Genomic DNA, 24,972 nt, shown 5'->3' on the forward strand with positions numbered 1-24,972 from the left:
AGACGACATGGGCAAGGCATTGGACGGCGTGCGCATCCTCGATTTCACGCACGTACAGTCGGGTCCGACCTGCACGCAATTGCTGGCATGGTTCGGCGCCGACGTCATCAAAGTGGAGCGCGTTGGCGCCGGGGATGTCACGCGCGAGCAGTTGCGGGACATTCCGGACGCGGACAGCCTCTACTTCACGATGCTCAACGGCAACAAGCGCTCGGTCACCATCGACACGAAGAATCCGCAGGGCAAGCGCGTGCTCGAGCGGCTGATCCGCGACTGCGACGTGCTGGTGGAGAACTTCGCGCCCGGCGCGCTCGATCGCATGGGTTTTAGCTGGGAGCGCATCCAGGCGTTGAATCCGCGCATGATCGTCGCCTCGGTGAAGGGCTTCGGTCCCGGACCTTATGAGGACTGCAAAGTGTATGAGAACGTGGCGCAGTGCGTGGGCGGCGCGGCCTCGACCACCGGTTTCGACGATGGGCCGCCCGTGGTGACGGGCGCGCAGATTGGCGACAGCGGCACGGGCCTGCATCTCGCGCTCGGCATCGTCACTGCGCTGTTCCAGCGCGTGCACACGGGCCGCGGCCAGAAGGTGCTCGCGGCGATGCAGGACGGCGTGCTCAACCTGTGCCGCGTGAAGCTGCGCGACCAGCAGCGGCTCGAGCGCACCGGCGTGATGAAGGAGTACCCGCAGTATCCGAACGAGACGTTTGGGGACGCCGTGCCGCGTGCGGGCAATGCCTCGGGCGGCGGCCAGCCGGGCTGGATCCTCAAGTGCAAAGGCTGGGAGACCGACCCGAACGCCTATATCTACTTCATCGCGCAGGCGCCGGTGTGGGACCGCATCTGCAAGCTGATCGGCCGCGAAGAGTGGATCGACGATCCGCGCTACGCCACGCCGAACGCGCGCCTGCCGCACCTGAAGGACATTTTCGCCGAGATCGAGCACTGGACCATGAACCGCACCAAGTTCGACGCCATGGCCGTGCTCAATCGCTACGACATTCCGTGCGGCCCGATTCTCTCGATGAGAGAGATCGCCACGGACGAGTCGCTGCGCGCGAGCGGCACGATCGTGGAGGTCGAGCATCCGGTGCGGGGCAAGTACCTCACGGTCGGCAACCCGATCAAGCTCTCGGACAGTCCCACCGAAGTCACGCGCTCGCCGCTGCTCGGCGAGCACACGGACGAGGTGCTCGCCGAATTCGGCTACACGGGCGACGACATCCAGATGCTGCGCGCAGCCGGCGCGATCTGAACAACGAGGGAGCGAAGCATGGATACCTGGATGCGCTTGATGGCCAACGACGGCAGTATCGTGTTCGGTCGCGTCGAGAACGGTTATCTGCACGAATACGAGGGACTCGATCAACCGGTGCCGACCGGCGCGGTCCTTTCGCTGCGCACGCTCACGCCGCTGGCGCCGTGCGCACCGGGCAAGGTGATCGCCCTCTGGAACAACTTTCACGCGCTGGCCGCGAAGCTCGAGAAGCCGGTGCCCTCGCATCCGCTCTTTCTGATCAAACCGGCGGAGTCGGTGATCGGATCGGATGTGCCGATACTTCGGCCTGCCCACTATGCGGGAAAAATCGTGTTCGAGGGGGAGCTGGGCATCGTGATCGGCAAGCGTTGCCGCAACGCGAGCGAGGAAGAAGCGGAAGCTGCGATCTTCGGCTACACGATCGTCAACGACGTGACGGCCGCGGGCCTGATTACGGAAAATCCGCACTTCCCGCAATGGTGCCGCGCCAAAGGTTTCGATACGTTCTGCTGTATCGGACCGGCCGTTGTATCCGGCTTCGACTGGCGGCGCGCCCGCGTGGTGACGCGGCTCGACGGTGTCGAACGCCAGAACTATCCCCTCGACGACATGGTGTTTTCGCCGCGCGAGCAGGTGAGCCTCATTTCGCAGGATCTCACGCTGGAGCCCGGCGACGTGATTGCGTGCGGCACCTCGCTCGGCGTGGGTTCGATCGGTGCGGGCGCAACGGTCGAAGTCGCGATCGAAGGCATAGGCGTGCTGGTCAACACGCTTGCCGGCGCACGAGCCGGCGCGCAAGCGGGTGTGGTGGCCGAAGGCGCGTTCTGAAACAGCGTGAGGGTCGACGCGGTGCGACCCCTGTGCAAGGAGTAGCGATGCCGGAGCAACTGGTTGGCGAAGTCCTGTGGCTGGGCGGCAGCCTGCTGTTTGCGTGGCTGACGTGTGCGCTTGCACAGTTGGCGGTGCCGGCAGGGGGGCTCTCGCCTGGGCGCGCGGCAGCGAGGCGAGGTTGTGCGCGGCGAGATCGCAACAAGCTCCGGTACAGGGTAGCGTTCGCGATTTGCCTGGCACTGCTGTTGATGGTCCCGCCGGCCTTGCTGGCGGCCGTTCTCTCGCGTACGGCGGCGGCGATGGCCGCTGCCGGGCTGGGGGCGATAGCGGGGCTGCGGCTTGGCAACCGATGGGATCTGCGTTCGTGTGCGCCGGCGATTGCACTGGCTGCGGGGCTTGCCGGATTGGCGGCAATGAGCGGCGGCTTTGCGGGCTTTCTTGCGGGGCTGGAGCGATGGGGCGCGCAACCTGGGCTACGCGTTGCGCTCTTCTGCGCAGTGGCCGTGGGCGCCGCGCTGCTGGGCGCCGCCGTGGCCTCGTTTGCAGGCGGCGGCGCGCAGGCTAGGTCGCGCGCGCCTTTTCCTCAGGGCGGTCACGCAGTTCATGGTGTGGCGCTGCTGCTTTGCGCAGTGCTCGGTTATGGCTTCGTCACGGCAGGGGCGAGCCGGCAATTCGGCTTTTCGGCGCTCGTCGCTGCCGCCGTGCTGAGTAGCGCGCTGGGCGTACGTCTCATGACCGGCGGGCGGCGGCCGTATCGGCTTGCAACGGCCGCCCGGTTCACCATGACGCCGCCGCAGGCGGTTGCGGGCTCCGGCCAGGCGCTCGCCATGGGCGCGCCGTTGCTGACCAGCCTGGCTGGCATTCCCGATGAACTGCTTGTCGAAGCGTGCAGCGGCGGCTCGTTCGAACCAGGGTGTCTCTACGGTCGCACGCCAGGCTATGACGGTGAGCCGTCAAGGGCGCGGCGTCGCGCAGGACCGGACCGACCGCTACGCCGGCGCAGCCTCGGTCACGCACGCGGAAAGCGCCGGGGGCCGCATTAAGCAGGGCGTTCCGGACGGAACGACACGCCGCTAACAGCGAGATCAGGGGGTAACTCGACGATTCGCGTCAGATCGACCGCGAAGGATTAACTGCACCTGAAGGAACTGCACTCACCTATAAAACCTTACTTATGAAAGCTGGCTTCGGATACGCGCGTAATGGTTTCGATGAGCTGCGCGCCTTCCTCCATGAGGAAGCGCTTGAAGGCGAGCGCAACGGGCGGCAGCCGCTTGTTCTTCCGGTGCACGACGTACCAGTTGAGCATGACCGGAAAGGTTTCCACGTCGAGCACGATCAGGTGCCCGACCTGCAATTCAAGGCTGATGGTGTGCGCGGAGAGAAACGCGATACCCATGCCGGCAATCACGGCCTGCTTGATGGTCTCGGTGCTCTTGATCTCCATGGCGATCTTGAGGTTCGTGATCTTGCCGGCGAAGCCCTCTTCCATTGAGTTCCACGTGTCCGAGCCGCGCTCGCGCACGATGAAGGCCTCGTTGGCGATCGTGCTGAGCTTGATGCCGCGCTTGTGCGCGAGCGGGTGCGTGGGCGCGGCCACGATCACGTAGGGGTGCGGCGCAAAAGGTTCGTTGATCGCGTCGGTGGTATGCGGCGGGCGCACCATCACCGCGAGATCGGTCTGGTTGGTCGCCAGTTGATGGAGCAGTTGCTCGCGGTTGTACACCGAGAGATTGAGCGAGACGCCCTTGTAGCGCCGCGTGAATTCGGCGAGCAGGCGCGGAAAGAAGTAGTCGCCGGCACTGATGACAGCCACGTTGAGCTTGCCGCCCGAGACGCCCTTCAACTGGCTCATGGCCTCGTCCACTTCGTGGAACTGCTGCATGATCGCGCGGCTGTAGTGAAGCATCTCCGTGCCGGCCGGCGTGAGGTAGATCTTCTTGCCGAGCTGCTCGAAGAGCGGGAGTCCTGCGTGGTCTTCGAGCTGGCGGACCTGCGTGGAAACGGCCGGCTGCGTGAGATGCAGTTCTTCGGCGGCACGCGAAAAACTGAGGTGGCGCGCCACGGTCTCGAAGACCTTGAGCTGGCGCAGCGTGGCATTTCGCATTGTCATGGCCGATCCATAAAGGAACGTGAATCAACATAATAACAAACTTTAATTGTGAGTAATCCAGCAATCACCCTAGCATAAGCTTGAAAGGAATCCGAATGCATGAGGCGAAGCGTTCGGGTAAACGTGTGGCAGCAGGAAAAGAGAGGGACGTCATGGCAAAAACGCGGCGTCCAGCCCAGTGCGGTCAGGGGAACGGCAGGCAACGGCATTGCGTCGAATCGCGCAGAACTGGCGAATTTGCATTCGAATTTCCACTTTGTCTGTGAAATCGGATTCGAAGGTTGCGGTAACGCGGAATTCAAAACCATAAATCGACATTTATGCAGTGGAGCCGATAAGCGCACTGCAATGAATGGAGAGCGGAGACAAGCGACATGAGTGCAATCGGTCAGAGGCGCGAAGGCGGTCCGTTCTGGACCAACCGCTGGTGTCAACTGGTGGTGGGCATGCTGTGCATGGCGCTCGTCGCCAACCTGCAATATGCGTGGACACTGTTCGTCGCGCCCATGAACGCGCGCCACCATTGGGACGAGGCGTCGATCCAGCTTGCGTTCTCGATCTTCATCCTCACCGAAACCTGGCTCGTGCCGCTGGAAGGCTGGCTCGTGGACAAGTTCGGGCCGCGTCCGGTGGTGGCCGGCGGCGCCGTCTGCGCCGGCCTTGCCTGGGTGCTCAATTCGTACGCCACGACGCTGCCGATGCTTTACTGCTCGTCGGTGATCGCGGGTATCGGCGCGGGCGGCGTGTACGGCACCTGCGTGGGCAATGCGCTCAAGTGGTTCCCGGATCGCCGCGGGCTGGCAGCGGGCCTCACGGCCGCGGGTTTCGGCGCAGGCGCGGCCGTGACGGTGATTCCCATTGCCAACATGATTACGCGCGAAGGCTACGAGCACACGTTCTTTTTCTTCGGCATTTTTCAGGGCCTGGCGATTCTCGTTCTCGCCTTCCTGCTCGTGAAGCCTGCACCGCGCAGCACGGTGGCTGCGTCTCGCCGCCTCGTTTCGCGCGTCGACTACACGCCGGGGCAGATGATCAAGGAACCGGTGTTCTGGCTGATCTACATCTCGTTCGTGGCGGTTGCGGCGGGCGGCCTCATGGCCACCGCGCAGATCGGTCCCATCGCGAAGGACTGGGGCCTCGCGCGCATTCCCATGACCGTGTTCGGCGCGACGCTGCCGCTGCTCACGCTCACGCTGTCCATCGACAACATCTGCAACGGCTTCACGCGTCCGCTGTGCGGCTTCATCTCCGACAAGATCGGCCGCGAGAACGCGATGTTCTTCATCTTCGTGGGCGAGGGCCTCGCGCTGCTCGGCATGATGGAGTACGGCACGAACCCCTATGCGTTCATGACGTTCGCGGCGCTCATCTTCCTCTTCTGGGGCGAGATTTTCTCGATCTTCCCAGCGATCTGCGCAGACACGTTCGGCAGCAAGTACGCTGCGGCCAATGCGGGCACGCTCTATACGGCGAAGGGCACCGCCTCGCTGCTCGTGCCGGTGGCCTCGGTGCTGTCGGCTACCGGTGGCTGGAGCGCCGTGTTCGTCGCCGCGGCCGTCATCACGATTGCCGCCGGCGTGAGCGCGAAGTTCGTGCTGGCGCCCATGCGTGCGCGGCTGATCGAGCAGCAGGGCGACGCGCGTCCGGCGGCTTTGGCGGCCAGTGCGTCTTCCGGGCTGCCGCACTGGCCCAACCAGACTGGCGAATGAGGCGCTACGCGAGAGATCGATGAACGTATCGCTTCAGCAACTCAAGGTGTTCGTAGCGGTTGCGCGGGCGCGCAGCTTTACGCGCGCGGCGCGCGAGTTCGGTTTGACGCAGTCGGCGGTGAGCCGCTGCGTGCGCGATCTGGAGGAGGCGGTCGAGTTGAAGCTGTTCGACCGCACCACGCGCCAGGTCGAGCTCACGCTCGCCGGCAGCGGCTTCGAGCGGCGCATTGGCCGCCTGCTCGACGAAATCGACATGGTGCTCAACGAAGGGCGCTCGGCGCATCAGGCGCATAGCGGCGTGGTGCTGGTGGCGAGCAATCCCGTGCTCTCGTCGAGCTGGCTGCCCGCTGCGCTCGCGCGTTGCGCCGTGGCGCTGCCGGCGCTCACCATGCAGCTTCGGGATATGCCGCAGGCCGCGGTCATTCAGGCCGTCGAGCAGGGCGAGGCGGATTTCGGGGTGATCGCGGAGAGCCTCTCGTTTGCGAGCGCGAGCCTCGACGTGCAGCCGCTCGCTGCCGCGCCGCTATGCGCCGTGCTGCCGCCTTTTCATCCGCTTGCGCAGCACGGCACGCTGCGCTGGACGGATCTCGCGCACGAGCCGCTCGTCACGCTCAATCGCGACGCAGGCTGCCGCGACGCCGTGGCGCGCGCCCTTGCGGCCGTGCGCGCCGAAGGCAAGCCGATGCAGGAGCTGGCGCACGTGGAAGGGGTGGCGCGCATGGCGCAGCTCGGGCTCGGCATCGGCGTGCTGCCGGTTTGCGCCGGCGCGGCGCCGGTGGCCGATCCCGCGGACCCGGCCTGCCATTGGCCGGCTCCCGCCGCTTCGGTTGTCGCGCGCGTGCTGCATCCCGTCGTCAACGTGACGACGATGCTGGTGCGCCGCCGCCATCGTTCGCTGCGTCCGTGCGCGCAGGCTGCGTGGACGCAGTTCGTCGAGGATGGGGCGGTCGAGCAGGGCGGCGCGCGTTGCGGCCAACGGGAAACCGTTGCGGACGAAACGTTCTCGCGCAGCACGGCTCACGTCGAATAAGCGAAGCGGCTGTTTCTGCGCGACAAAAGCAAAACGGACCCTGCTGGGTCCGTTTCGTTCTGCGCGGCTTGCGCATTCCTACGCCGCCTGCAAAGCCGTCCGCTCGCGTTGCTTGACGAGGGCGAGCACCACGTCGATGGTGGGCGTCGGTTCGCCGACGAGCTGGCCCATTTCCTGCACCACGGTCAGCAGCGGATCGATTTCCATGGGCCGGCGGTTTTCCAGATCGACGAGCGTCGAGGTCTTGTGCGCGCCCACGGCGCCTGCGCCGTCGATACGCCGCTCGACATCCACGCGAAAATGCACGCCGAACTGCTCGGCAATGCGCCGCGCTTCCAGCATCATCGTGCGGGCGACCTCGCGCGTGGCCGGGTCGCTCGTGATGACGTCGAGCGTGGCGTGCGTGAGTGCGCTGATCGGGTTGAAGCAGAGATTGCCCCAGAGCTTCAGCCAGATTTCATCGCGGATGTTCTCGCGGATCGGCGCCTCGAAGCCCGCCGCCTGCATGATTTCGTGCAACTGAACAATGCGCGGCGTGCGCTCGCCCGAAGGCTCGCCGATCGGAAACTTCTTGCCGTACACATGGCGGATCACCCCGGGCGCCTCGATTTCGGCGGCTGGGTACAGCACGCAGCCTATCGCGCGCTCGGGCGTGAGGCGCGTCCACTGCGAACCGTCCGGGTCGATGCTTTCGAGCCGCGTGCCTGAGAACTTGCCGCCGTGCTGGTAGAAGTACCAGTAGGGAATGCCGTTGGTGCCCGTGACGATGGCCGTGTGCTTGCCGATGAGCGGCTGCATGGCGTCGATCACGCCGGCCACCGAATGCGCCTTGAGCGTGATGATGACGACGTCCTGCACGCCCAGTTCGCGCGGGTCGGAAGTGCAGCGCACGTTGGCCACGTACTCCTCGCCGTCCATCAGCAGCCGCGCGCCGCGCTCGCGCATGGCGGCCAGATGCGGCCCGCGCGCGACGAAGCTCACGTCGGCGCCGGCGCGGGCGAGCTGCACGCCCATCATGCCGCCGATGGCGCCCGCTCCAAAGATGCAGATCTTCATGGTGAAACCCCAATGACGTTGAAAACCGCGTGCCCTTCGCCGCAGCGAAAGACGATGGTTCGAGCATAGGGGGCGGTGTCGATTAACGACAGTTAAAGTTTATCGGCGCAATCATCAAGAAGTGCTTATGGATGGGGCGCGGCGTTCAGGCGCGGCGCACCAGCAGGAAGCTCAGGCCGATCAGGCCGAGGAAGGCGCCGCAGCAGCGGTTGAACCAGCGTCGCACGGTGCTGCGCGTGAGCCAGCGGGCGAGGTAGACGCCTGCGAGCGAGTAGAGCGCAATGGCCACGCTTTCGAGCACGAGAAAGCTCGCGCCCAGCACGCCGAACTGGGGGAGCATGGGCTTCGCGACATCGACGAATTGCGGCAGGAAGGCCGTAAAAACGAGGATCGCCTTCGGGTTGCCGGCGGCCACGAGGCATTCGCGCCACGCGAGGCGCGCGAGCGAGGCATCGCCTTCGAAGGCCATGCCTGTGGGTGCGGCGTCGCTGCGCCAGAGCTGGATGGCGAGCCACACCAGATACGCGGCGCCCGCGAGCTTGATGGCGAAGAACACGCTTTCCGAGGCGCGCAGCACGACCGCGAGTCCCGTGGCCGCGAGCGCGATCATGACCGCGAACGCGACGAGCCGCCCGGCGCCGCCGAAGACCGCGCGCAGGAATCCGTAGCGCGCGGCCACGTTGATGGAGAGCAGGTTGTTCGGCCCGGGCGCCATGTTCAGCGCGAAGCAGGCGGGCAGGAAGAGGAGCCAGGCGGCGAGCGACATGGAGCACCCGGAAACGGTGAGGGAGGGAGCGTGCAGGACACCGATTCTATCCGATGCCCGCACGCCGCCCGTGCGCGGTCAATGAAAGAGAGGCAGCGCGAGAAAGAGCTTGATGACCATGGCGTTGGCAATGTCGATGAAGAAGGCCGCCACCATCGGCACCACCAGAAACGCGACGTGCGAGTGGCCAAAGCGTGCCGTGACAGCCTGCATGTTGGCGATCGCGGTGGGCGTGGCGCCGAGTCCGAAGCCGCAATGGCCGGCGGCGAGCACGACGGCGTCGTAGTTGCCGCCCATCGCGCGGAACGTCACGAAAATCGCGTAGACCACCATCAGCACCGTTTGCGCGGCGAGGATCGTGAAGACGGGCAGCGCGAGCGCGGCGAGGTCCCACAGGCGCAGCGTCATGAGCGCCTGGGCCAGAAAGAGCGCGAGGCTCACGTTGCCGATCAGGGCCACCGCGTGTTCGGCCACGGGCCGGCCGAGGAGTGCGAGGCCGTTCGCCAGCACCACCGCGACGAACAGCACGCACACGAACGCCGGCAGTTCGAAGGCGCTGCCTGCGATCAGGCGCGAAAGGGCGTCGCCGGCGGCCAGGCTGATGGCGATGAGCGTGAGCGTGTTGATGAACGCGGCGGGGGTGGTCGGCTGCTCGGCTTCGGGCTCTTCGAAGGCGTAGGCGTCGGCGTCAGCGTCGGCCTGGGCGACTCCGGCGTCACCGCCCTTGCCACTTTCGCCACTTTCGCCGCGGCCGATGCGCTTGAGCAGCCGTTGCGCCACCGGGCCACCGAGGATGCCGCCCATTACGAGGCCGAAGGTTGCGCAGGCAATCGCGGCTTCGGTGGCCGACTGCAGGCCGTGATGTTCCGAGAACACCTTGCCCCAGGCCGCGCCGGTGCCGTGCCCGCCCGAGAGCGAAACCGATCCGCCGAGCAGCCCGAAGAGCGGATCGACGCCGAGCGCGAGCGCCATGCCGATCCCCACGGCGTTTTGCAGGATCAGGAGGCCCACCACCACGAGCAGGAAGCGCGCGAGCGCGGGGCCGCCGGCCTTCAGGCTGGCCAGCTTCGCGTTCAGGCCGATGGTGGCGAAGAAGGCGAGCATGAGCGGCGTCTGCAGGGCGACATCGAAACGCACGTCGGTATGCGCGAAGCTGTGCAGCGCGAGCATGAGCAGCGCCGCGACGAGGCCGCCCGCCACGGGCTCGGGAATGGTCCAGCGGCGCAGGAGCGGCACGGCGGCGACGAGCCGGTTGCCAAGGAGCAGGACGAGCGAAGCGGCAACGAGTGTTCCGTAAACGTCGATATTCATTTTGGGTCTCGCGACGCGGCGGATAGTCGAAGGGGGCGCCACCCCCGCGAGCGGCGCCTCTACGCACAGTACACGAGCCGCGCGGGCGTTGCGAGGACGGTGCGATAAACCGGACGCGGGCAACGCCGGAAACACCGGAAGCGGGGGGATCCGCTTGCACGAATCGGGTCCGCAGGCTTAAATAGTGCCCGGCCCGGCTGCGTACGCGAGGGGCCGCGGCACCTTGTCCCCTGCATGGCGAATCGTGATCTGACAGAACCGGAGAAGTTCATGAGTACGAGCACCATGGCTGAACGCGAGGCCGCCGGCCGCGCGGTACGCGAGCGCGTCAAGCGTTCGGGCCACAAGCAGATCGGCGAGCTGCGCCGCGATCCACTCGAACTGCTGCAGCAGAACAGCGACGGCCGCGTGCCGAACCTCGTGCCGCTGCGCTACGGGCGCATGATCGTCTCGCCGTTCACCTTCTTTCGCGGCAGTGCGATTCTCCAGGCGCACGACCTCTCGCTCGTGCCGAACACCGGCATGGTGATGGACATCTGCGGCGACGGGCATCTGATGAACTTCGGCGGCTTCGCCACGCCCGAGCGGCAGCTCGTCTTCGATCTGAACGACTTCGACGAAGTCGCGCCCGGTCCCTGGGAGTGGGACCTGAAGCGCCTCACGGCCAGCCTCGTGGTGGCCGCGCGGCACATGCGCTACTCGCGCGGCGTGGCCGAATCCCTGGTGATGGCGGCGGTGACGACCTACCGCGACCGCATGCGCCAGTACGCCGAGTTCGGCGCGCTCGATCTCTGGTACGACAAGATCACCTTCGACCGCATGGTCGAAAGCGCGCTCACGCCCGAGGGGCGCCGCATGATCCGGCGCGGCATGGAAAAGGCGGCGGGCCGCACGCACGAGAGCATGCTCGAGAGGCTTGCCGCGCGCGATGGCGCGGGCCACTGGACGATCCGCGACGCCCCGCCTGCGCTCTTTCACGTGCACGGCGCGAACACGCTGTTCGAGCAAGAGGACGACTGGTTCGGCATGGGCGACTGGCGCCAGCTCATCGAGCCGATGTACGACGCGTACAGGAAGACGCTCGTGCAGGACCGGCGCGAACTGCTCGAACACTTCGCGCTGCAGGACCTCGTGTTCAAGGTGGTGGGCGTGGGCAGCGTGGGCACGCGCTGCCTCGTCGCGCTGCTGACGGATCATCACGACAAGCCGCTCTTCCTGCAGATCAAGGAGGCGCGCCGGTCGGTGATCCAGCAGTTCTTCAAATCGCCCGCGTTCAAGCACGAAGGCGCGCGCGTCGTGCAGGGCCAGCGGCTCTTGCAGGCGGCCAGCGACATTTTCCTCGGCTGGTCCGCGGGGCCGTCGGGGCGCCACTTCTATTTCCGGCAGTTGCGCGACATGAAGCTCTCCGTCGAACTCGAACTGCTCGACAGCACGCTGCTCGAAGGCTACGCGCGCCTGTGCGGCTGGGCCATGGCGCGTGCGCACGCGAAGTCGGGCAACACGGCTGTCGAGATCGGCGCATACATCGGGCGCAATGACCAGTTCGCGGAGGCGCTGGTGGGCTACGCCTTCGCCTATGCGGACCAGGTGGAGCAGGACTACGACATCTTCCTGAAGGCCGCGCGCAGCGGCAAGATTGTCGCGCGCAGCGACGAGGACATGGCCGCCGACTTCCGCGTGTGAGTCCGTGTGTGAGTCCGCGTGCAAGTCTGCATGCGAAGCGCGCGGCGCCGTCCGCGCCCGCACGGCGGCCGGCGAACGCGCTATGCTTGCCGCTTTTCCCTCGTCGCCGCGCTCACGGCGTGTGCCCATGCGTCTACGCCATATCGAAGTCTTTCACGCGATCATGCGGACGGGCTCGCTTTCGAAGGCCGCCGAGCTGCTGTGCGTCTCGCAGCCCGCCGTGAGCAAGGTGCTCGCCCATGCGGAGCGCAGCATGGGGCTGAAGCTGTTCTCGCGCGCGCACGGACGCCTGCAGCCCACGCGCGAAGCCGAGCTGCTGTTCGCCGAAACGCAGAAGCTCCAGTCGAATCTCGACAGCATCCGCGACCTCGCGCGCAATCTCGCGCTGCGTCCGCAAGGGCTCCTGCGCATCGGCTGCCTGCCGAGTCTTGGCCTCACGCTTGTTCCGCAGGCCGTCGAAGCGTTTCGCGCGAGTTATCCCGAAGTCTCGCTCAAGATCCAGACGCGCCATACCACCGAGCTCATCAACGCGCTGCTCACGCGCGAGCTCGACATCGGCATCGCACTCGATCCGCCGGCGCGGCCCGGCATCGCCGCGCTCGAACTCGGACGCACGGCGTTGGTGTGCGTCGCGCCGCCCGGCGAGCCGTCGCCGGCCGATGTGCCGCTCGCGCTGCAGGACTTCGTGAACGGCGACTGGATCGGCATCGGCAATGTCGATCCGCTGGGCGTGGCGATCGGCCATCTGCTCGAAGCGGAAGGCGTGGAAGGGCGCTTTCCCGTGGTGGAAGCGCAGACCTGGTACGTGGCGCGCGCGCTCGCGGCGCGCGGCATCGGGCGCGTGCTGCTCGACGAACTCACGGCGAAATGCGCGGGCGAGCCGGTGGCGATACGGCGCGTGGAGCCGGAGCCCACGGTGGGGGTGTATGCCGTGTGCCGGGATGGGGGGCTCGACTCGCAGGCGGGCAACGCGTTTCTCGACGTGCTGCGCGGGTGCCTCGGTGGTTCATGAATCGCCCACGAGCGGCGCATCAGTTGTGCATGAACCGCGCATGAACCGCGCGTAATTTTTGTCGCGCGCCCCGGGGGGCCTTCGCTACCTTAAAATGGCGCAGGCACGGGCGCCCTTACAGCGCGGCGCCCGCAACAACTCCGGGGGGACGTGGTTTGAACCGGTCCGCAATAGCGAGCCTTTTGGCCGTGGTCTGCGCTTGCGCCGGCGCACATGCGGCTTCGGCCGACGAACTCGAAAGCGCCACGCTGCGCAAGATCCGCGACACCGGCACGATCGTGCTGGGCGTGCGCGAGGCGGCCGTGCCGTTCTCGTATATCGCCGACGGCGAGCATGCCACCGGCTACTCGCAGGACATCGCGCTGCGCATCGTCGATGCCGTTCGCGCCACGCTCGGCCTGCCCGGGCTCCAGGTGCGCGAGGTGCCCGTTTCGGCCCAGGACCGCATTCAGCTCGTGCAGAACGGCAGCGTCGATCTGGAGTGCAGCACCACTGCGCACACGCGCGAGCGCGACAGCCAGGTGGCATTTTCCAACAGCATCTTCGTCTACGGCGTGCGCATGCTGGTCAAGCGCGGCTCGCCCGTCAAGGAGTTCGACGATCTCGCGGGGCGCACCGTCGTGACCACCACGGGCACTTCGGAGGAGCGGCTTTTGCGCCGCTGGAACCTCGCCCACGGAATGAACATGCGCATCATCGTGGCGAAGACGCACGCGGCGTCGTTCGACGAAGTGAAGACCGACCACGCCGCTGCGTTCGTGATGGACGAGCCGCTGCTTTACAGCGCGCTCGCATCGGGCCGCGACGGCAACGACGTGCGCGACTACGCGATCGTGGGCAAGCCGGTTTCGGCGGAGGTCTACGCCTGCATGTTCCGTCGCGGCGACGACGACTTCAAACATCTCGCCGACGATGTCATCGCGAAGATGCAGCGTTCGGGCGAGGCGGACACGCTCTATCGCCGCTGGTTCGAAGCGCCCATTCCGCCGTCGGGCGTCAATCTGCAGATGCCGATGTCGCCGGCGCTGAAGGCGCTGTTCGCCGATCCGAACGACCGCCCGCTCGACTGAGCGTGCGCCGGCTTTCCCGGTGTTTTCTCCGGATCACCCGCAGGCAAGGACTTTCATCATGAACGAACCTCAGACCGCCTCTGCCGCCCGGATCGCGCTCGTGACCGGCGCGGGCAGCGGCATCGGGCGCGCGTGTGCGCGCCGCTTGCTGGCCAACGGCTTTACCGTGGTGCTGGCCGGGCGGCGCGCCGAACCGTTGCAGGCGCTGGCCGCCGAAGCCGCGGCCGCGGGCCGGCAAGCGCTGGCCGTGCCGTGCGACGTGAGCGATGCGGCTTCCGTCGATGCGCTCTTCGAAACCATTCGCGCGCAGTACGGCCGCCTCGACCTGCTGTTCAACAACGCGGGGCGCAACGCGCCGCCCGTGGATATCGACGAGATCGACGTGGCCGACTGGCGCGCCGTGGTCGATACGAACCTCACGGGCGTGTTCCTCTGCACGCGCGCGGCCTTCGGCTTGATGAAACGGCAGACGCCGCGCGGGGGGCGCATCATCAACAACGGCTCGATTTCGGCGCACGCGCCGCGGCCGCACAGCATTGCGTACACCGCCACGAAGCACGCCATCACCGGGCTCACGAAATCGGTGTCGCTCGACGGGCGCCGCTACGACATCGCGTGCGGGCAGATCGACATCGGCAACGCCGCGACCGAGATGGCCGAGCGCATGGCGCGCGGCGTGCCGCAGGCGAACGGCGAGATCGCCGTCGAACCGCTCATGGACGTCGAACTGGTGGCCGATGCGGTGCTGCACATGGCCCAGTTGCCGCTCGCCGCCAACGTGCAGTTCATGACGATCATGGCGACCAGGATGCCGTTCGTCGGGCGCGGCTGAGGCGCGACGCGCTCGAACCCGGCTTGCACCTCGCGGGGCGCGGCGCGTGCCCGTGGGCTTGCGCGAGGTTTCGCGAGGTTTCGTATACTGGTGGCCGATCCGCCACGCCACCCGTACTCATGTCTTTACCCCCGCCCGCCGACGACGACCCCCGCCCCGAACCGCCCGAGCGGCCCGACAGCAACGCCTGCTGCGGCAGCGGCTGCGACCCGTGCATCTTCGACTACTACGCCGAGGAGCTGGATCGCTGGCGCGCCGATCTCGCTGCGTGGGAGGCGCGCGAAGCCGCCCGGCGCGAAGCGGCCGCCGCGCACCAGCCTGAGGATGACGCGGGTACGGAGGCGCAGGCAAAGCCTGCGAGCAAGGCACCGCCCTGAGCGCGTCCACCGCGCCCTTCGCGCAACGCCGCCGGTCCCCCAACGTCTTTCGCCCAGCCCCATGACCGAATCCGCCCTGCTCAACGCCGCCGCCCTCGACCCCGCGGCGCTCGACGCGCTGCAAGCATTCGTCGAGCGCCATCCCCGGCTCTTCGTGCTCACGGGCGCGGGTATCAGCACCGACTCGGGCATCCCCGGCTATCGCGACGAAAACGGCGCCTGGAAGCGCTCGCCGCCCATCACGCTGCAGGAGTTTCTCGGCTCGCAAGCCTGGCGCCGCCGCTACTGGGCACGCAGCATGCTGGGCTGGCCGACCGTGGGCCTCGCGCAGCCCAACGGCGCGCACCGCGCGCTCGCGCGGCTCGAAACCGCGGGCTTTGTGCGCGCGCTCGTCACGCAGAACGTGGACGGGCTGCATCAGCGCGCGGGCAGCCACGGCGTCATCGAGCTGCACGGCAGCATCGGCCACGTTCATTGTCTCGATTGCGGCGCCCAGTACACGCGCGCCTCGCTCCAGCCGCTGCTGGAGGAAAACAATCCAGACATCGCGGGTGCGATTGCGGAGCCCGCCGCCGACGGCGACGCCCATCTCGACTTCGACGGCAGCCTGCCGTTCGCCGTGCCGGCCTGCGCCGCGTGCGGCGGCATGCTCAAGCCTTCGGTGGTGTTCTTCGGCGAGAATGTGCCGCGTGCGCGGGTAGCCGAAGCGTCGGCCGCGCTCGACGAGGCGGATGCCGTCCTCGTGGTGGGATCGTCGCTGATGGTGTATTCGGGGTATCGTTTCTGCGCGTGGGCGCAGCAGCGCGGCAAGCCGGTCGCGGCCGTGAACCTCGGGCGCACCCGTGCCGACCCGCTCCTCGCACTGAAAGTCGCCGCGCCGTGCGCGGCCACGCTCGAAGCGCTGGTGCAGCGCCTCGGTGCCTGACGCGCCCACCCGTGCCCATCTGTGCCCACCCGCGGCTACTCCTCGCCACGAGAGCGGGCAAGCCGCACACCAACCCCACAGACCGCCCACCGCCCAAGCCCACAGGAAGCGCCCCATGCTGACCACGATCGCTGAACTCGAAGCCCTCTACGGCACGCCGCACGAACGCTCGGTGCGCAAGGAGATCGACTACATCAACGAGGACTACCGCCGCTTCATCGAGCTTTCGCCCTTCGTGGTGCTCGCGACGGGCAGCGCCGAGGGGCTCGACTGTTCGCCGCGCGGCGACGTGCCGGGCTTCGTGCGGATTCTCGACGCGCGCACGCTCGCGCTGCCGGACCGCCCCGGCAACAACCGCGTCGACAGCCTGCGCAACGTGGTGGCCGCGCCGCACGTGGGCCTGCTGTTCATGGTGCCGGGGGTGGGCGAAACGCTGCGCGTGAACGGGCGCGGGCGCCTCTCCGACGATCCCGGACTGCTGGCCGATTTCGCCGTGGACGGCAAGCCGCCGCGCTCGGTGCTCGTGATCGACATAGAGAGCGTGTACTTCCACTGCTCGAAGGCGATCGTGCGCTCGCACCTGTGGGATGCGTCGCGCCACGTGGAGCGCACGGAGCTGCCGAGCGCGGGCGCCATGCTACGCCGCATCAACGCGGAGCAATACGGCGAGACCTTCGACGCCGAGACCTACGAAGCCGGTCTTGCCGAGCGCATCAAGAAGAGCCTTTACTGAATTCGCCAAACGCCAACGCCAACCCAAACTCGACGAGCACGATGAACGACCCGCAATCCAGCCAGCGCCTGAGCGCACCCGCCGCCGGGCGCAACGCCGCGCCCATCCTCGACGTGCTGCGCGGCGTCCTGCCCGCGCGCGGCACGGTGCTGGAGATCGCGAGCGGCACCGGCCAGCATGCGGTGCATTTCGCCGCTGCGCTGCCGGACCTCGTCTGGCAGCCGAGCGATGCCGACCCGCGCGCGCGGGCCTCGATCGAAGCGTGGCGCGCGCAGGCCGGCCTCGCAAACCTGCGCGCGCCGCTCGAACTCGACGTGCTGCGCGAGCCGTGGCCCATCGAAGCGTTCGACGCGCTCGTCTGCATCAACATGATCCACATCGCGCCGTGGGAAGCGGCCGTGGCGCTCATGCACGGCGCGGGCGCGCGGCTGCCGGCGGGCGGCGTGCTCGCGACCTACGGGCCATACCGGCGCGGCGGCGCGCATACGGCGCCGGGCAACGAAGCGTTCGATGCCGACCTGCGCGCGCGCGATCCGGCATGGGGCGTGCGGGACATGGAAGCCGTGGAGGCGCTGGCGCATGCGCAAGGTCTGGTCTGCGAGGCGCGCGTGCCGATGCCGGCGAACAACTTCACTCTGGTTTTCCGAAAGCGGTGAATCTGGACGCGGTGTGCGTGCATTCGCGCACCGCACGAGCGTTTCCCTTATCCTTGCACGATTGGCGCCGAGGGCGTCGCCGTCTTATTGAAGTGGAGAAAGAACATGAGCAAACAGCCAATCGGCGTGGTAGGTCTGGCCGTGATGGGCCGCAATCTGGCGCTCAACATCGAGAGCCGGGGCCATGCGGTGTCCGTGTTCAACCGCAGCCGCGAGAAAACCGACGAGCTGATCGCTGAATTCCCCGACCGCAAGCTCGTGCCCACCTATACGCTCGAAGAGTTCGTCGAGTCGCTGGAAAAGCCGCGCCGCATCCTGATGATGGTGAAGGCGGGCGAGGCCACCGACGCCACCATCGCCTCGCTCAAGCCGCTGCTGGATCAGGGCGACATCCTGATCGACGGCGGCAACACGCATTTCACCGACACCATCCGCCGCAATCAGGAACTCGCGAAGGCGGGCCTGCACTTCATCGGCACGGGGGTGTCGGGCGGCGAGGAAGGCGCGCTCAAGGGCCCGTCGATCATGCCGGGCGGCCCGCGCGACGCTTACGATCTGGTTGCGCCGATCCTCACCGAAATCGCCGCCAAGGCGCCGGACGGCGCGCCGTGCGTGGCGTACATGGGCCCGGACGGCGCGGGGCACTACGTGAAGATGGTGCACAACGGCATCGAATACGGCGACATGCAGTTGATCGCCGAAAGCTATGCGGTGCTCAAGCAGGTGCTGGGCCTCTCGAACGAGGAACTGGGCAAGGTCTATACCGAGTGGAACCAGGGCGAGCTCGACAGCTACCTCATCGAAATCACCTCGAAGATCTTCGGCAAGAAGGACCCGGAAACCGGCAAGGATCTCGTGGACGTGATTCTCGACCGTGCCGCGCAGAAGGGCACGGGCAAGTGGACGAGCCAGAACGCGCTCGACCTGGGCGTGCCGCTGCCGCTCATCACCGAATCGGTGTTCGCGCGCGTGCTCTCGTCGCTCAAGACGCAGCGCGTGGCGGCGAGCAAGGTGCTCTCGGGCCCGGCTCACCCCCCCTTCACGGGCGACCGCACGGCCTTCATCGAAGCCGTGCGCCGCGCGCTTTATTTCAGCAAGGTGATCTCGTACGCACAGGGCTTCGCGCAGCTGCGCGCCGCGTCCGACGAGTACAAGTGGGATCTGCAGTACGGCACCATCGCGAAGATTTTCCGCGCCGGCTGCATCATCCGCGCGCGCTTCCTGCAGAAGATCATGGACGCCTACGCGCGCGACCCGAAGCTGGACAACCTCCTGCTCGACCCTTATTTCCGCGACATCGCCGCGCACTACCAGGCGGCGCTGCGCGAAGTGGTGGTGCAGGCGGTGTCGGTGGGCGTGCCGGTGCCGGCGTTTTCCTCGGCGATCGCGTATTTCGACGGCTACCGCTCGGAACGTCTGCCGGCGAACCTCGTGCAGGCGCAGCGCGACTTCTTCGGCGCGCATACGTTCGAGCGCATCGACAAGCCCGGCAGCTTCCACGCCGAGTGGGTCTAGCGCGGCCTGGCGTGGCCCGAGGCCGCATCGGGCAAATGACCGCACTGTCGTTACGGTTATTGTAGGAATCGAAAGGTGAGCCCTAAAGGCTCACCTTTTTTGTTGCAAAATCCGCAACGGTGTTTCTTCTTATTGGGGTTTTCCCTAAATCGATTGGGCGCCTAGACTTCATTCAACCGCTGACGAACACGGTGTTCGAAGCGGAAATAAAACAGATGGAGGTCCAATCATGAACAAGCTCATTCCCGCAGTTGTCGTTGCCGCCGCGCTTGCCGTCCCGGCAATTTCGTTTGCCCAGACGAGCCAGCAAGGCCTGACCCGTGCGCAGGTTCGCGCGGAACTCGTCCAGCTCGAAAAGGCCGGCTACAACCCGTCGGGCGACCAGGTCAATTACCCGGAAAACCTGCAGGCCGCTCAGGCCCGCGTGAGCGCTGAACAGCTCGCCAGCGGCAACACCAGCGGCTACGGCGCCCCCGCGGCAGGCACCTCGGAGTCGGGTGGCGCGGTGCAGCCGGCGCGCATCGCTCCGCAGCAGTCGGTGTATTTCGGCCATTAAGCGGTTCGGCCGGTAGTGGGTTAGCAGTGCAGGCAGTGGCAGTCGGCAGTGGCCGTGCGAGTGGCAGATTCACGCAGTGGTCGTGGTAGTGGCTGTAGAAGTTGCAATATCAGGCAGTAGAAGTTGCAGTGCAGAAGCAAGCAAAGAGGTTGCAGTCAAAGAGGTTGCAGTACGAGAGGTAGCAGTAGACGTAGCTGTACCAGCAGTACGCAGTCGAGCGCGGCCCGGTCCAGAACCGGTCCGCGCTTTTTCGTCCGTGCGCCCGGCTTCAAGGAGCCGGCCAGGCGCCGCTTCAGCGCCCCGGCAGGTGCGGCACGCCTTCGTTGCTCGTCGTGCTGAGCTGATGGATCGCGCGGTGCGCCTTGTTCAGTTGCGCCTGGGCGGCAATGCGCTGCGCCTCCAGTTGCGCGACCTCCTTGCGCACCTGATGCTGGCGGCCCGTCACGCGGTGCTCCTGCTCCGTATGCCGCTGCAGGTCCGCCCGCAGCCGCTCGGCGTGCGTCTCCGATTCCTCGATCTGCCGCACGAGCTGTTCGTTCTGCGCGATCAGCCAGGCGCGGCGCGTTTCGCCGTCCGCGAGGCGCGTGGCCTGCTCTTCCAGGTGGTGGAACGCGGCGCTGGCGGCGTCCACGTCGGCGGCCTTCAGCGCGCGCCACAGCGTGCCGTCCTGCTGCAGCGCCACGTAGTAGTTCAGCGTGCGGGCGTGGAAAAACAGGCTTACCGTGTAATCGAAGCTGCGAAACACGCGGAAGGCCGTGAGTTCGCCGGCACTGGCGAGCGCTTCGAATGCCGCGCCGTCGGCTATCTGCACCGGGCGCCCGTTCAGTTGCGACGGCACGACCGGCACTGCGCGCAGCGTGGGCACCGCGCGCGGCGAACTGGCGCCCTCGGCTTCGAGCTCTTCGTGCGGCATGTCTTCCGCCACGTGGCTGGCGGGCATGGCGCTTGCAGGATGCGTCTCGCGCGAAACCGCAACGAGATGCGAAGGGCCGCCCGACAGCGCGGCATGACGGCGGTTCAGGAATGTTTTCACGGCGATACCCCCAGAATGGCACGCAAGCGCCCAGCGGGCCGCCATGAACGGGCGGCCCGCGAGCGGGCACGTGCAGTCGAAACGGGGCAGGCGGGGCCGGCGGGCGCCGTCCGCTCCGGGCTGGCCTTGTTGCGCTCAGTGCAACAGGCGGGGCCGGCGTGCGATGTCGTCGAAGAGGGCACGGCCGGGCTCGAGCGCAAACAGCCAGGTTTCGTCGTAGCCGCTCAGCGTATCGAGCGCGTCGCGCAGGCGCTCGATTACCACGGCCGGAATTTCGACAGTTGCCTCGACGCCCCCCGAAAGGCGCGCGACGCTGGCGTGCTGCACCAGTTCGTCGGCGGCTTCGGCCACGTCGGCTGCAAAGACAAGGTGGTTGTTCAACACTTCGACGAGGCCGGGCGACGCTGCGATGTCTTCGACATTGAGCTGCACGGAAAGGAAAGTGGCTTTGTTCATCCTCGGATTCCTCACGGACGTGGGGCAGCAGCGAGAGAGGCCAGTCGTCATTTTTCTGAAGAAGCAGGAGCCAGTATAGGCGAGCCTCACCGGAAGTGGCTGCGCGGCGCGTTGTGGAGGGCTGCCGGCCCCGGGCGATATAATGGGGGCCGTTCGCCATTTCCGGCCCCTCTGCCGCAGGTTGCGAGCGAATGCCTGCAGACCGGCGCATGTACACAGCACTTCCCCGTACAGAGCGAGGAACCAGCGAGGATCAGCACGATGAATCGACTCCGGCGAAACCCGGGCGCAACGGCGGGACTGGCGGCCGTGGCCGCCCTGACGCTCCTGACGAGCGCCTGCACGATCACCCCCTGGTCGGGCGAGTCAACGGGTACGCCCGTTTCGACCTCCAACGGCGGCGTACCCGCCGGCTACTACCGCGTGAACCCCGGCGATACGCTCGGCCGTATCGCCAATGCCTTCGGCCAGCGGCCGCAGGAGATCGCCGGCTGGAACCAGTTGCCGCCCAATGCTTCGGTGGTGCCGGGTCAGGTGCTGCGCGTGGCGCCGCCGCCCAGCTTCGCGCCTTCGGGCATGCAGCCTTCGGCGCCTGGCGGGGCGCCTGCGGCGGCGGGCGTGGCGATGCCCGCGCCCGTCGTCTCCGATGTCACGCTCGCGTGGCCCGCCTACGGGCCGGTGCTGCAGAAGTTCGTGCCGGGCAAGTCCACCGGCATCCTGATCGGCGGTCAGATCGGCGAGCCGGTGAAGGCCGCGGCCGCGGGCCGCGTGGTCTATGCGGGCACGGGCATCGAGGCCTACGGGCCGCTCGTCATCATCAAGCACAACGATTCGGTGGTGACCGCCTATGGCCACAACAGCAAGCTGCTCGTGAAGGAAGACGACGCCGTCACGCAGGGCCAGCCCATTGCCGAAATGGGCACCGACTCGCACGGCGTGACCGGCGTGCAGTTCGAAGTGCGCAGCGACGGCAAGCCGGTCGATCCGATGCCGTTGCTTCCGCGCTAGGCGGGCGAGGGGGCGGGCCGCCGGTCGCGCTGCGCTCGTACCGGCTCTGCGCTGGCCCCGCGTTGGCTTTGCATCGGCCTCGCGCTTGGGCTCGCTTTGGGTTCGCGCTTTGGGTTCGCTTAGGGCGCGCTTAGGCCGCTTTGGGTTCGGATCCGCCTCGCCCTGGCCTTTCCTCTGCCCGCCGCATTGCCTGCGGGCGCCGATCGAAACTAAACTCGATGGTTTCCACGCCGCCACGCGATTTCCGGGCGGCGGCCCGCGGGCGCCGCTGCGCCCGGCGGCCCGGAGCATTGCCGCGCCGTTGCACGGCGAGCCCGGCCGCCCAACCCGAGGAACCCATCGCATGATCGATCTGCGTAGCGACACCGTCACCCGCCCGAGCCCGGCCATGCTGGCCGCCATGACCCGCGCCGAAACCGGCGACGACGTCTGGGGCGACGACCCCACCGTGCTGCGCCTGCAGGCGCGTCTTGCCGAAGAAGCGGGCAAGGAGGCGGGCCTGTTCTTCCCGAGCGGCACGCAGAGCAACCTGGCCGCGCTGATGGCCCACTGCGGCCGCGGCGACGAGTACATCGTCGGCCAGCTCGCGCACACCTACAAATACGAGGGCGGCGGCGCGGCCGTGCTCGGCAGCATCCAGCCGCAGCCGCTCGACAATGCCGAAGACGGTTCGATCCCGCTCGAGCGCATTGCCGCCGCGATCAAGCCGCTGGACGACCACTTCGCGCGCACGCGCCTGCTCGCGCTGGAGAACACGATAGGCGGCAAGGTGCTGCCCGCGGCCTACGTGGCCGAGGCGACCCAGCTTGCGCGCGCCCGCGGGCTCGCCACGCACCTGGACGGCGCCCGCGTGTTCAACGCGGCGGTCGCCTCGAGCCAGTCGCTGAAGGCGCTGACCGAAGGCTTCGACAGCGTGTCCATCTGTTTCTCGAAGGGACTGGGCGCGCCGGTGGGTTCGGTGCTGGTGGGCAGCCGCGCGCTGATCGATTCGGCGCACCGCTGGCGCAAGGTGCTGGGCGGCGGCATGCGCCAGGCGGGGGTGCTGGCGGCGGCATGCCTCTATGCGCTCGACCACAACGTCGCCCGTCTCGCCGACGACCACGCGAACGCCGCGCGCCTCGCCGCCGGTCTCGTGCAGATCGATCAGGTGAAGGTGAGCTCGCAGGCCACGAACATGGTGTTCGCCCAGTTCCCGCAGGCCGATTGCGCGCCGCTCGAAGCGTGGCTGAAAGAGCGCGGCATCCTCACGCAGATGTTGTACGCGTCGCGCTTCGTGACGCATCTCGACGTCTCGGCAGCCGATATCGACACGTTCGTCGCGGCCGTGAAGTCGTATTTCGCGCGCTGAGCCGCGCCGGCCCGCACGCGTGGACCGTACCTGGTGGCTTGCAGTGAGTGGCCTGCGGCGGGGCGCGGCGACGCGTCCCACACGCTTTTTGCGCCGCTTATGCCCCGCGTCCCGACCGATGCGACGGCGCGAACAGCCGCATGCCGCTCGCCACGCTGGCGGCGCCCGCGAATATCGCGCCGAGCGTCAGCGCCAGCGTCGGCCCGTGACGCCCCACCAGCCCGAAGCACAGCGCGACGAGCGCCGCGCCCGTGGTCTGCCCGATGAGCCGCGCCGTGGCGACGATGCCGCTCGCCCCGCCGCTGCGCTCGGGCGGCGCGCTCGACATAATGGCGCGCAGGTTGGGCGACTGGAAAAAGCCGAAGCCCGCGCCGCACAGCGCCATGCGCCAGACGATCGACCCCACGCTCGGATGCGGCTGCATCAGGGCGAGCGAGGCCATGCCGGCCGAGAGGATCGCCAGCCCGATCGCGCCCAGCAGCCCCGGTGGGTAGCGGTCGGAGAGGCGCCCGGCGATCGGCGCGGCGGCGGCCACCACCACGGGCCAGGGCGTCATCAGAAAGCCGGTTTCGACCTGGCTGCGCATGAGCACGGTTTCGAAATAGAACGGCAGCGAAACGAAGGCGAGCCCCTGCGCGGCGAACGAGCACACCGCCGTGAGCGCCGAAAGCGCGAACACGGGCCGCTTGAAGAGATCGACGGGCAGCATGGGCGCGGGATGGCCTGCTTCGCGCCGGATCAGGAGCGCGCCGAAAACAAGCGCGATGGCCGCGGCAACGAGCACTTCGATCATGGGCGCGCGCTGCGCCGATTCTCCGAGCGCGAAGATCAGCGCGGCGAACGTGACGACATTGAGCACCGCCGCCACGGGGTCGAACGCATGCTTGCCGGTGGACGTGTGCGGCAGCGCGGGCAGCGCGAAGACGAACGCGAGCACGCCGAGCGGCACGTTGACCGCGAAGAGCCAGGGCCACGTGCCCACCGAGAGGATCAGCGAGGCCAGCGTCGGGCCGATGGCGAACGAAACGCCCACCACGAGCGCGTTGGCGCCCAGGCCGCGCCCGAGCTGGTGCGGCGGGTAGAGGAAGCGGATCAGCGCGGTGTTGACGCTCATGATCGCGCTGGCGCCGAGGCCCTGCAGCACGCGCGCGGCGGCGAGCGCGCCCAGCGTGGGTGCGAGCGCGCACGCGAGCGAGGCCACCGTGAAGATGGCGAGCCCGCTCAGATAGATGCGGCGGTGCCCGATGATGTCGCCGAGCGCGGCGAGCGGAAGCAGCGTAGCCACCATCGCGAGCTGGTAGGCGTTGATGATCCACACCGAAGCCGCGGGCGCCGCGTGCAGGTCGGTGGCGATGGCGGGCAGGGCGGTGTTGGCGATGGCGGTGTCGAGCGTGGCGAGCGCGACGGCGAGCATCACCGCGGCCATCGCTCGGCGGTTCTTCGCGGACATCGGCGCATCGGCGAAGGGCGCGTCGCCGCGGTTCGCGGACGTGGTTTCGGACAAGGCGGTCTCGGGCGGCAAAAAGGAACGGCAGGGGCAAAACGAAAGGCGTGCGGCCGGCACGCGCGGCGCCGGTGGGTGAATTGTTGCAGAGCACAGCCGTTCGTGCAGCGCGAGGCTTCGCGCGTGAGCCAAATGTAAGACTGCGCGGCGGGGTGCGATGGATGAGCAGTGCGTCGCCTGGGTTTATGTA

The 24,972-nt window shown here is 67.5% G+C and carries 24 protein-coding genes; 17 read left to right on the forward strand and 7 right to left on the reverse strand.

The genetic code is table 11. The features are described 5' to 3' along the window. Positions 1-7: 7 nt before the first annotated feature. From frc to BFE01S_RS27775, 3 genes are read left to right on the forward strand one after another with little or no spacing between them, the layout of a single operon-like run. Positions 8-1,255, forward strand: a complete 1,248-nt coding sequence (gene frc / locus BFE01S_RS27765; protein ID WP_028228308.1) for a formyl-CoA transferase — start codon at positions 8-10, stop codon at positions 1,253-1,255. An 18-nt stretch (positions 1,256-1,273) separates the two neighbouring features. Further along, a complete protein-coding gene (locus BFE01S_RS27770; protein ID WP_028228309.1) occupies positions 1,274-2,086 on the forward strand; it encodes a fumarylacetoacetate hydrolase family protein in 813 nt (270 codons plus the stop codon). Between the two features lie 47 nt (positions 2,087-2,133). After that, entirely contained in the window at positions 2,134-3,132 is a 999-nt protein-coding gene (locus tag BFE01S_RS27775; RefSeq protein WP_028228310.1) for an NAD(P)(+) transhydrogenase (Re/Si-specific) subunit beta, read from the forward strand. Positions 3,133-3,257: 125 nt separating this feature from the next. Here BFE01S_RS27775 and BFE01S_RS27780 read toward each other — a convergent pair whose 3' ends face one another. Then, entirely contained in the window at positions 3,258-4,202 is a 945-nt protein-coding gene (locus BFE01S_RS27780) for a LysR family transcriptional regulator (protein ID WP_028228311.1), read from the reverse strand. Between the two features lie 374 nt (positions 4,203-4,576). Here BFE01S_RS27780 and oxlT point away from each other — a divergent pair, with 374 nt between their 5' ends. Continuing rightward, the gene (gene oxlT / locus BFE01S_RS27785; RefSeq protein WP_028228312.1) at positions 4,577-5,911 is read left to right on the forward strand and encodes an oxalate/formate MFS antiporter; all 1,335 of its coding nucleotides are present in this window, start codon (positions 4,577-4,579) and stop codon (positions 5,909-5,911) included. A gap of 19 nt (positions 5,912-5,930) precedes the next feature. Next, on the forward strand, positions 5,931-6,941 hold the full coding sequence (locus BFE01S_RS40440) for a LysR family transcriptional regulator (protein WP_063834449.1): 1,011 nt from the start codon (positions 5,931-5,933) through the stop codon (positions 6,939-6,941). Positions 6,942-7,019: 78 nt separating this feature from the next. Here the strand turns inward: BFE01S_RS40440 and BFE01S_RS27795 are convergent, their stop codons facing one another. The 3 genes from BFE01S_RS27795 to gltS form a co-directional block, all read right to left on the reverse strand. Continuing rightward, complete coding sequence (locus BFE01S_RS27795; protein ID WP_028228313.1) at positions 7,020-7,997, reverse strand: 2-dehydropantoate 2-reductase; 978 nt, start codon at positions 7,995-7,997, stop codon at positions 7,020-7,022. A gap of 145 nt (positions 7,998-8,142) precedes the next feature. Beyond that, entirely contained in the window at positions 8,143-8,763 is a 621-nt protein-coding gene (locus tag BFE01S_RS27800; RefSeq protein WP_028228314.1) for a LysE family translocator, read from the reverse strand. 78 nt (positions 8,764-8,841) lie between these two features. Then, positions 8,842-10,074, reverse strand: coding sequence for a sodium/glutamate symporter (gltS, locus tag BFE01S_RS27805; protein ID WP_028228315.1), 1,233 nt, complete (start codon positions 10,072-10,074; stop codon positions 8,842-8,844). Between the two features lie 270 nt (positions 10,075-10,344). Here gltS and BFE01S_RS27810 point away from each other — a divergent pair, with 270 nt between their 5' ends. The 10 genes from BFE01S_RS27810 to BFE01S_RS27855 all read left to right on the forward strand — a co-directional run bounded on the left by BFE01S_RS27810 (position 10,345) and on the right by BFE01S_RS27855 (position 19,433). After that, the gene (locus BFE01S_RS27810) at positions 10,345-11,757 is read left to right on the forward strand and encodes a DUF2252 domain-containing protein (RefSeq protein ID WP_028228316.1); all 1,413 of its coding nucleotides are present in this window, start codon (positions 10,345-10,347) and stop codon (positions 11,755-11,757) included. 127 nt (positions 11,758-11,884) lie between these two features. Further along, complete coding sequence (locus BFE01S_RS27815) at positions 11,885-12,769, forward strand: LysR family transcriptional regulator (RefSeq protein WP_028228317.1); 885 nt, start codon at positions 11,885-11,887, stop codon at positions 12,767-12,769. A 155-nt stretch (positions 12,770-12,924) separates the two neighbouring features. Beyond that, complete coding sequence (locus BFE01S_RS27820) at positions 12,925-13,839, forward strand: transporter substrate-binding domain-containing protein (protein WP_028228318.1); 915 nt, start codon at positions 12,925-12,927, stop codon at positions 13,837-13,839. Positions 13,840-13,897: 58 nt separating this feature from the next. Continuing rightward, on the forward strand, positions 13,898-14,671 hold the full coding sequence (locus BFE01S_RS27825) for an SDR family oxidoreductase (protein ID WP_028228319.1): 774 nt from the start codon (positions 13,898-13,900) through the stop codon (positions 14,669-14,671). Positions 14,672-14,790: 119 nt separating this feature from the next. Then, complete coding sequence (locus BFE01S_RS40445) at positions 14,791-15,048, forward strand: oxidoreductase-like domain-containing protein (protein WP_052421002.1); 258 nt, start codon at positions 14,791-14,793, stop codon at positions 15,046-15,048. A 61-nt stretch (positions 15,049-15,109) separates the two neighbouring features. After that, positions 15,110-15,973: an NAD-dependent protein deacetylase gene (locus BFE01S_RS27835; protein ID WP_028228373.1), complete on the forward strand. Its 864-nt coding sequence runs from the start codon at positions 15,110-15,112 to the stop codon at positions 15,971-15,973. A gap of 115 nt (positions 15,974-16,088) precedes the next feature. Continuing rightward, the gene (locus BFE01S_RS27840; RefSeq protein WP_028228320.1) at positions 16,089-16,706 is read left to right on the forward strand and encodes a pyridoxamine 5'-phosphate oxidase family protein; all 618 of its coding nucleotides are present in this window, start codon (positions 16,089-16,091) and stop codon (positions 16,704-16,706) included. Between the two features lie 41 nt (positions 16,707-16,747). Beyond that, positions 16,748-17,362 carry a DUF938 domain-containing protein gene (locus BFE01S_RS27845; RefSeq protein ID WP_028228321.1) on the forward strand — a complete coding sequence of 205 codons (615 nt, stop codon included), beginning with the start codon at positions 16,748-16,750 and terminating at the stop codon, positions 17,360-17,362. A gap of 105 nt (positions 17,363-17,467) precedes the next feature. Next, entirely contained in the window at positions 17,468-18,877 is a 1,410-nt protein-coding gene (gene gndA, locus BFE01S_RS27850) for an NADP-dependent phosphogluconate dehydrogenase (protein WP_028228322.1), read from the forward strand. A gap of 229 nt (positions 18,878-19,106) precedes the next feature. Beyond that, the gene (locus BFE01S_RS27855; protein ID WP_028228323.1) at positions 19,107-19,433 is read left to right on the forward strand and encodes a DUF4148 domain-containing protein; all 327 of its coding nucleotides are present in this window, start codon (positions 19,107-19,109) and stop codon (positions 19,431-19,433) included. A gap of 292 nt (positions 19,434-19,725) precedes the next feature. On the opposite strand, the gene BFE01S_RS27860 is transcribed toward BFE01S_RS27855, so the two are convergent. After that, complete coding sequence (locus BFE01S_RS27860; protein WP_028228324.1) at positions 19,726-20,466, reverse strand: DUF2968 domain-containing protein; 741 nt, start codon at positions 20,464-20,466, stop codon at positions 19,726-19,728. Between the two features lie 135 nt (positions 20,467-20,601). Continuing rightward, positions 20,602-20,922: a hypothetical protein gene (locus BFE01S_RS27865; protein WP_028228325.1), complete on the reverse strand. Its 321-nt coding sequence runs from the start codon at positions 20,920-20,922 to the stop codon at positions 20,602-20,604. Positions 20,923-21,183: 261 nt separating this feature from the next. On the opposite strand from BFE01S_RS27865, the gene BFE01S_RS27875 reads away from it, so the two are divergent. Together BFE01S_RS27875 and ltaE are read left to right on the forward strand one after the other, a co-directional pair. Continuing rightward, on the forward strand, positions 21,184-21,930 hold the full coding sequence (locus tag BFE01S_RS27875) for a LysM peptidoglycan-binding domain-containing M23 family metallopeptidase (protein ID WP_042338784.1): 747 nt from the start codon (positions 21,184-21,186) through the stop codon (positions 21,928-21,930). 343 nt (positions 21,931-22,273) lie between these two features. Further along, positions 22,274-23,278: a low-specificity L-threonine aldolase gene (gene ltaE, locus BFE01S_RS27880; protein ID WP_028228327.1), complete on the forward strand. Its 1,005-nt coding sequence runs from the start codon at positions 22,274-22,276 to the stop codon at positions 23,276-23,278. Positions 23,279-23,375: 97 nt separating this feature from the next. Here ltaE and BFE01S_RS27885 read toward each other — a convergent pair whose 3' ends face one another. Further along, positions 23,376-24,728, reverse strand: a complete 1,353-nt coding sequence (locus BFE01S_RS27885; protein ID WP_028228328.1) for an MFS transporter — start codon at positions 24,726-24,728, stop codon at positions 23,376-23,378. Between the last annotated feature and the right edge of the window lie 244 nt (positions 24,729-24,972).

Origin of the sequence: Paraburkholderia ferrariae NBRC 106233, from assembly GCF_000685035.1 — a bacterium.
GTDB classification, from domain to species: Bacteria; Pseudomonadota; Gammaproteobacteria; order Burkholderiales; family Burkholderiaceae; genus Paraburkholderia; species Paraburkholderia ferrariae.

Excerpts from the sequence above, each read along its gene's own strand:
- frc (WP_028228308.1), top strand. The coding sequence starts at position 8 with ATGGGCAAGGCATTGGACGGCGTGCGCATCCTCGATTTCACGCACGTA.
- BFE01S_RS27770 (WP_028228309.1), top strand. The coding sequence starts at position 1,274 with ATGGATACCTGGATGCGCTTGATGGCCAACGACGGCAGTATCGTGTTC.
- BFE01S_RS27775 (WP_028228310.1), top strand. The coding sequence starts at position 2,134 with ATGCCGGAGCAACTGGTTGGCGAAGTCCTGTGGCTGGGCGGCAGCCTG.
- BFE01S_RS27780 (WP_028228311.1), bottom strand. The coding sequence starts at position 4,202 with ATGACAATGCGAAATGCCACGCTGCGCCAGCTCAAGGTCTTCGAGACC.
- oxlT (WP_028228312.1), top strand. The coding sequence starts at position 4,577 with ATGAGTGCAATCGGTCAGAGGCGCGAAGGCGGTCCGTTCTGGACCAAC.
- BFE01S_RS40440 (WP_063834449.1), top strand. The coding sequence starts at position 5,931 with ATGAACGTATCGCTTCAGCAACTCAAGGTGTTCGTAGCGGTTGCGCGG.
- BFE01S_RS27795 (WP_028228313.1), bottom strand. The coding sequence starts at position 7,997 with ATGAAGATCTGCATCTTTGGAGCGGGCGCCATCGGCGGCATGATGGGC.
- BFE01S_RS27800 (WP_028228314.1), bottom strand. The coding sequence starts at position 8,763 with ATGTCGCTCGCCGCCTGGCTCCTCTTCCTGCCCGCCTGCTTCGCGCTG.
- gltS (WP_028228315.1), bottom strand. The coding sequence starts at position 10,074 with ATGAATATCGACGTTTACGGAACACTCGTTGCCGCTTCGCTCGTCCTG.
- BFE01S_RS27810 (WP_028228316.1), top strand. The coding sequence starts at position 10,345 with ATGAGTACGAGCACCATGGCTGAACGCGAGGCCGCCGGCCGCGCGGTA.
- BFE01S_RS27815 (WP_028228317.1), top strand. The coding sequence starts at position 11,885 with ATGCGTCTACGCCATATCGAAGTCTTTCACGCGATCATGCGGACGGGC.
- BFE01S_RS27825 (WP_028228319.1), top strand. The coding sequence starts at position 13,898 with ATGAACGAACCTCAGACCGCCTCTGCCGCCCGGATCGCGCTCGTGACC.
- BFE01S_RS40445 (WP_052421002.1), top strand. The coding sequence starts at position 14,791 with ATGTCTTTACCCCCGCCCGCCGACGACGACCCCCGCCCCGAACCGCCC.
- BFE01S_RS27835 (WP_028228373.1), top strand. The coding sequence starts at position 15,110 with ATGACCGAATCCGCCCTGCTCAACGCCGCCGCCCTCGACCCCGCGGCG.
- BFE01S_RS27840 (WP_028228320.1), top strand. The coding sequence starts at position 16,089 with ATGCTGACCACGATCGCTGAACTCGAAGCCCTCTACGGCACGCCGCAC.
- BFE01S_RS27845 (WP_028228321.1), top strand. The coding sequence starts at position 16,748 with ATGAACGACCCGCAATCCAGCCAGCGCCTGAGCGCACCCGCCGCCGGG.
- gndA (WP_028228322.1), top strand. The coding sequence starts at position 17,468 with ATGAGCAAACAGCCAATCGGCGTGGTAGGTCTGGCCGTGATGGGCCGC.
- BFE01S_RS27855 (WP_028228323.1), top strand. The coding sequence starts at position 19,107 with ATGAACAAGCTCATTCCCGCAGTTGTCGTTGCCGCCGCGCTTGCCGTC.
- BFE01S_RS27865 (WP_028228325.1), bottom strand. The coding sequence starts at position 20,922 with ATGAACAAAGCCACTTTCCTTTCCGTGCAGCTCAATGTCGAAGACATC.
- BFE01S_RS27875 (WP_042338784.1), top strand. The coding sequence starts at position 21,184 with ATGAATCGACTCCGGCGAAACCCGGGCGCAACGGCGGGACTGGCGGCC.
- ltaE (WP_028228327.1), top strand. The coding sequence starts at position 22,274 with ATGATCGATCTGCGTAGCGACACCGTCACCCGCCCGAGCCCGGCCATG.
- BFE01S_RS27885 (WP_028228328.1), bottom strand. The coding sequence starts at position 24,728 with ATGTCCGCGAAGAACCGCCGAGCGATGGCCGCGGTGATGCTCGCCGTC.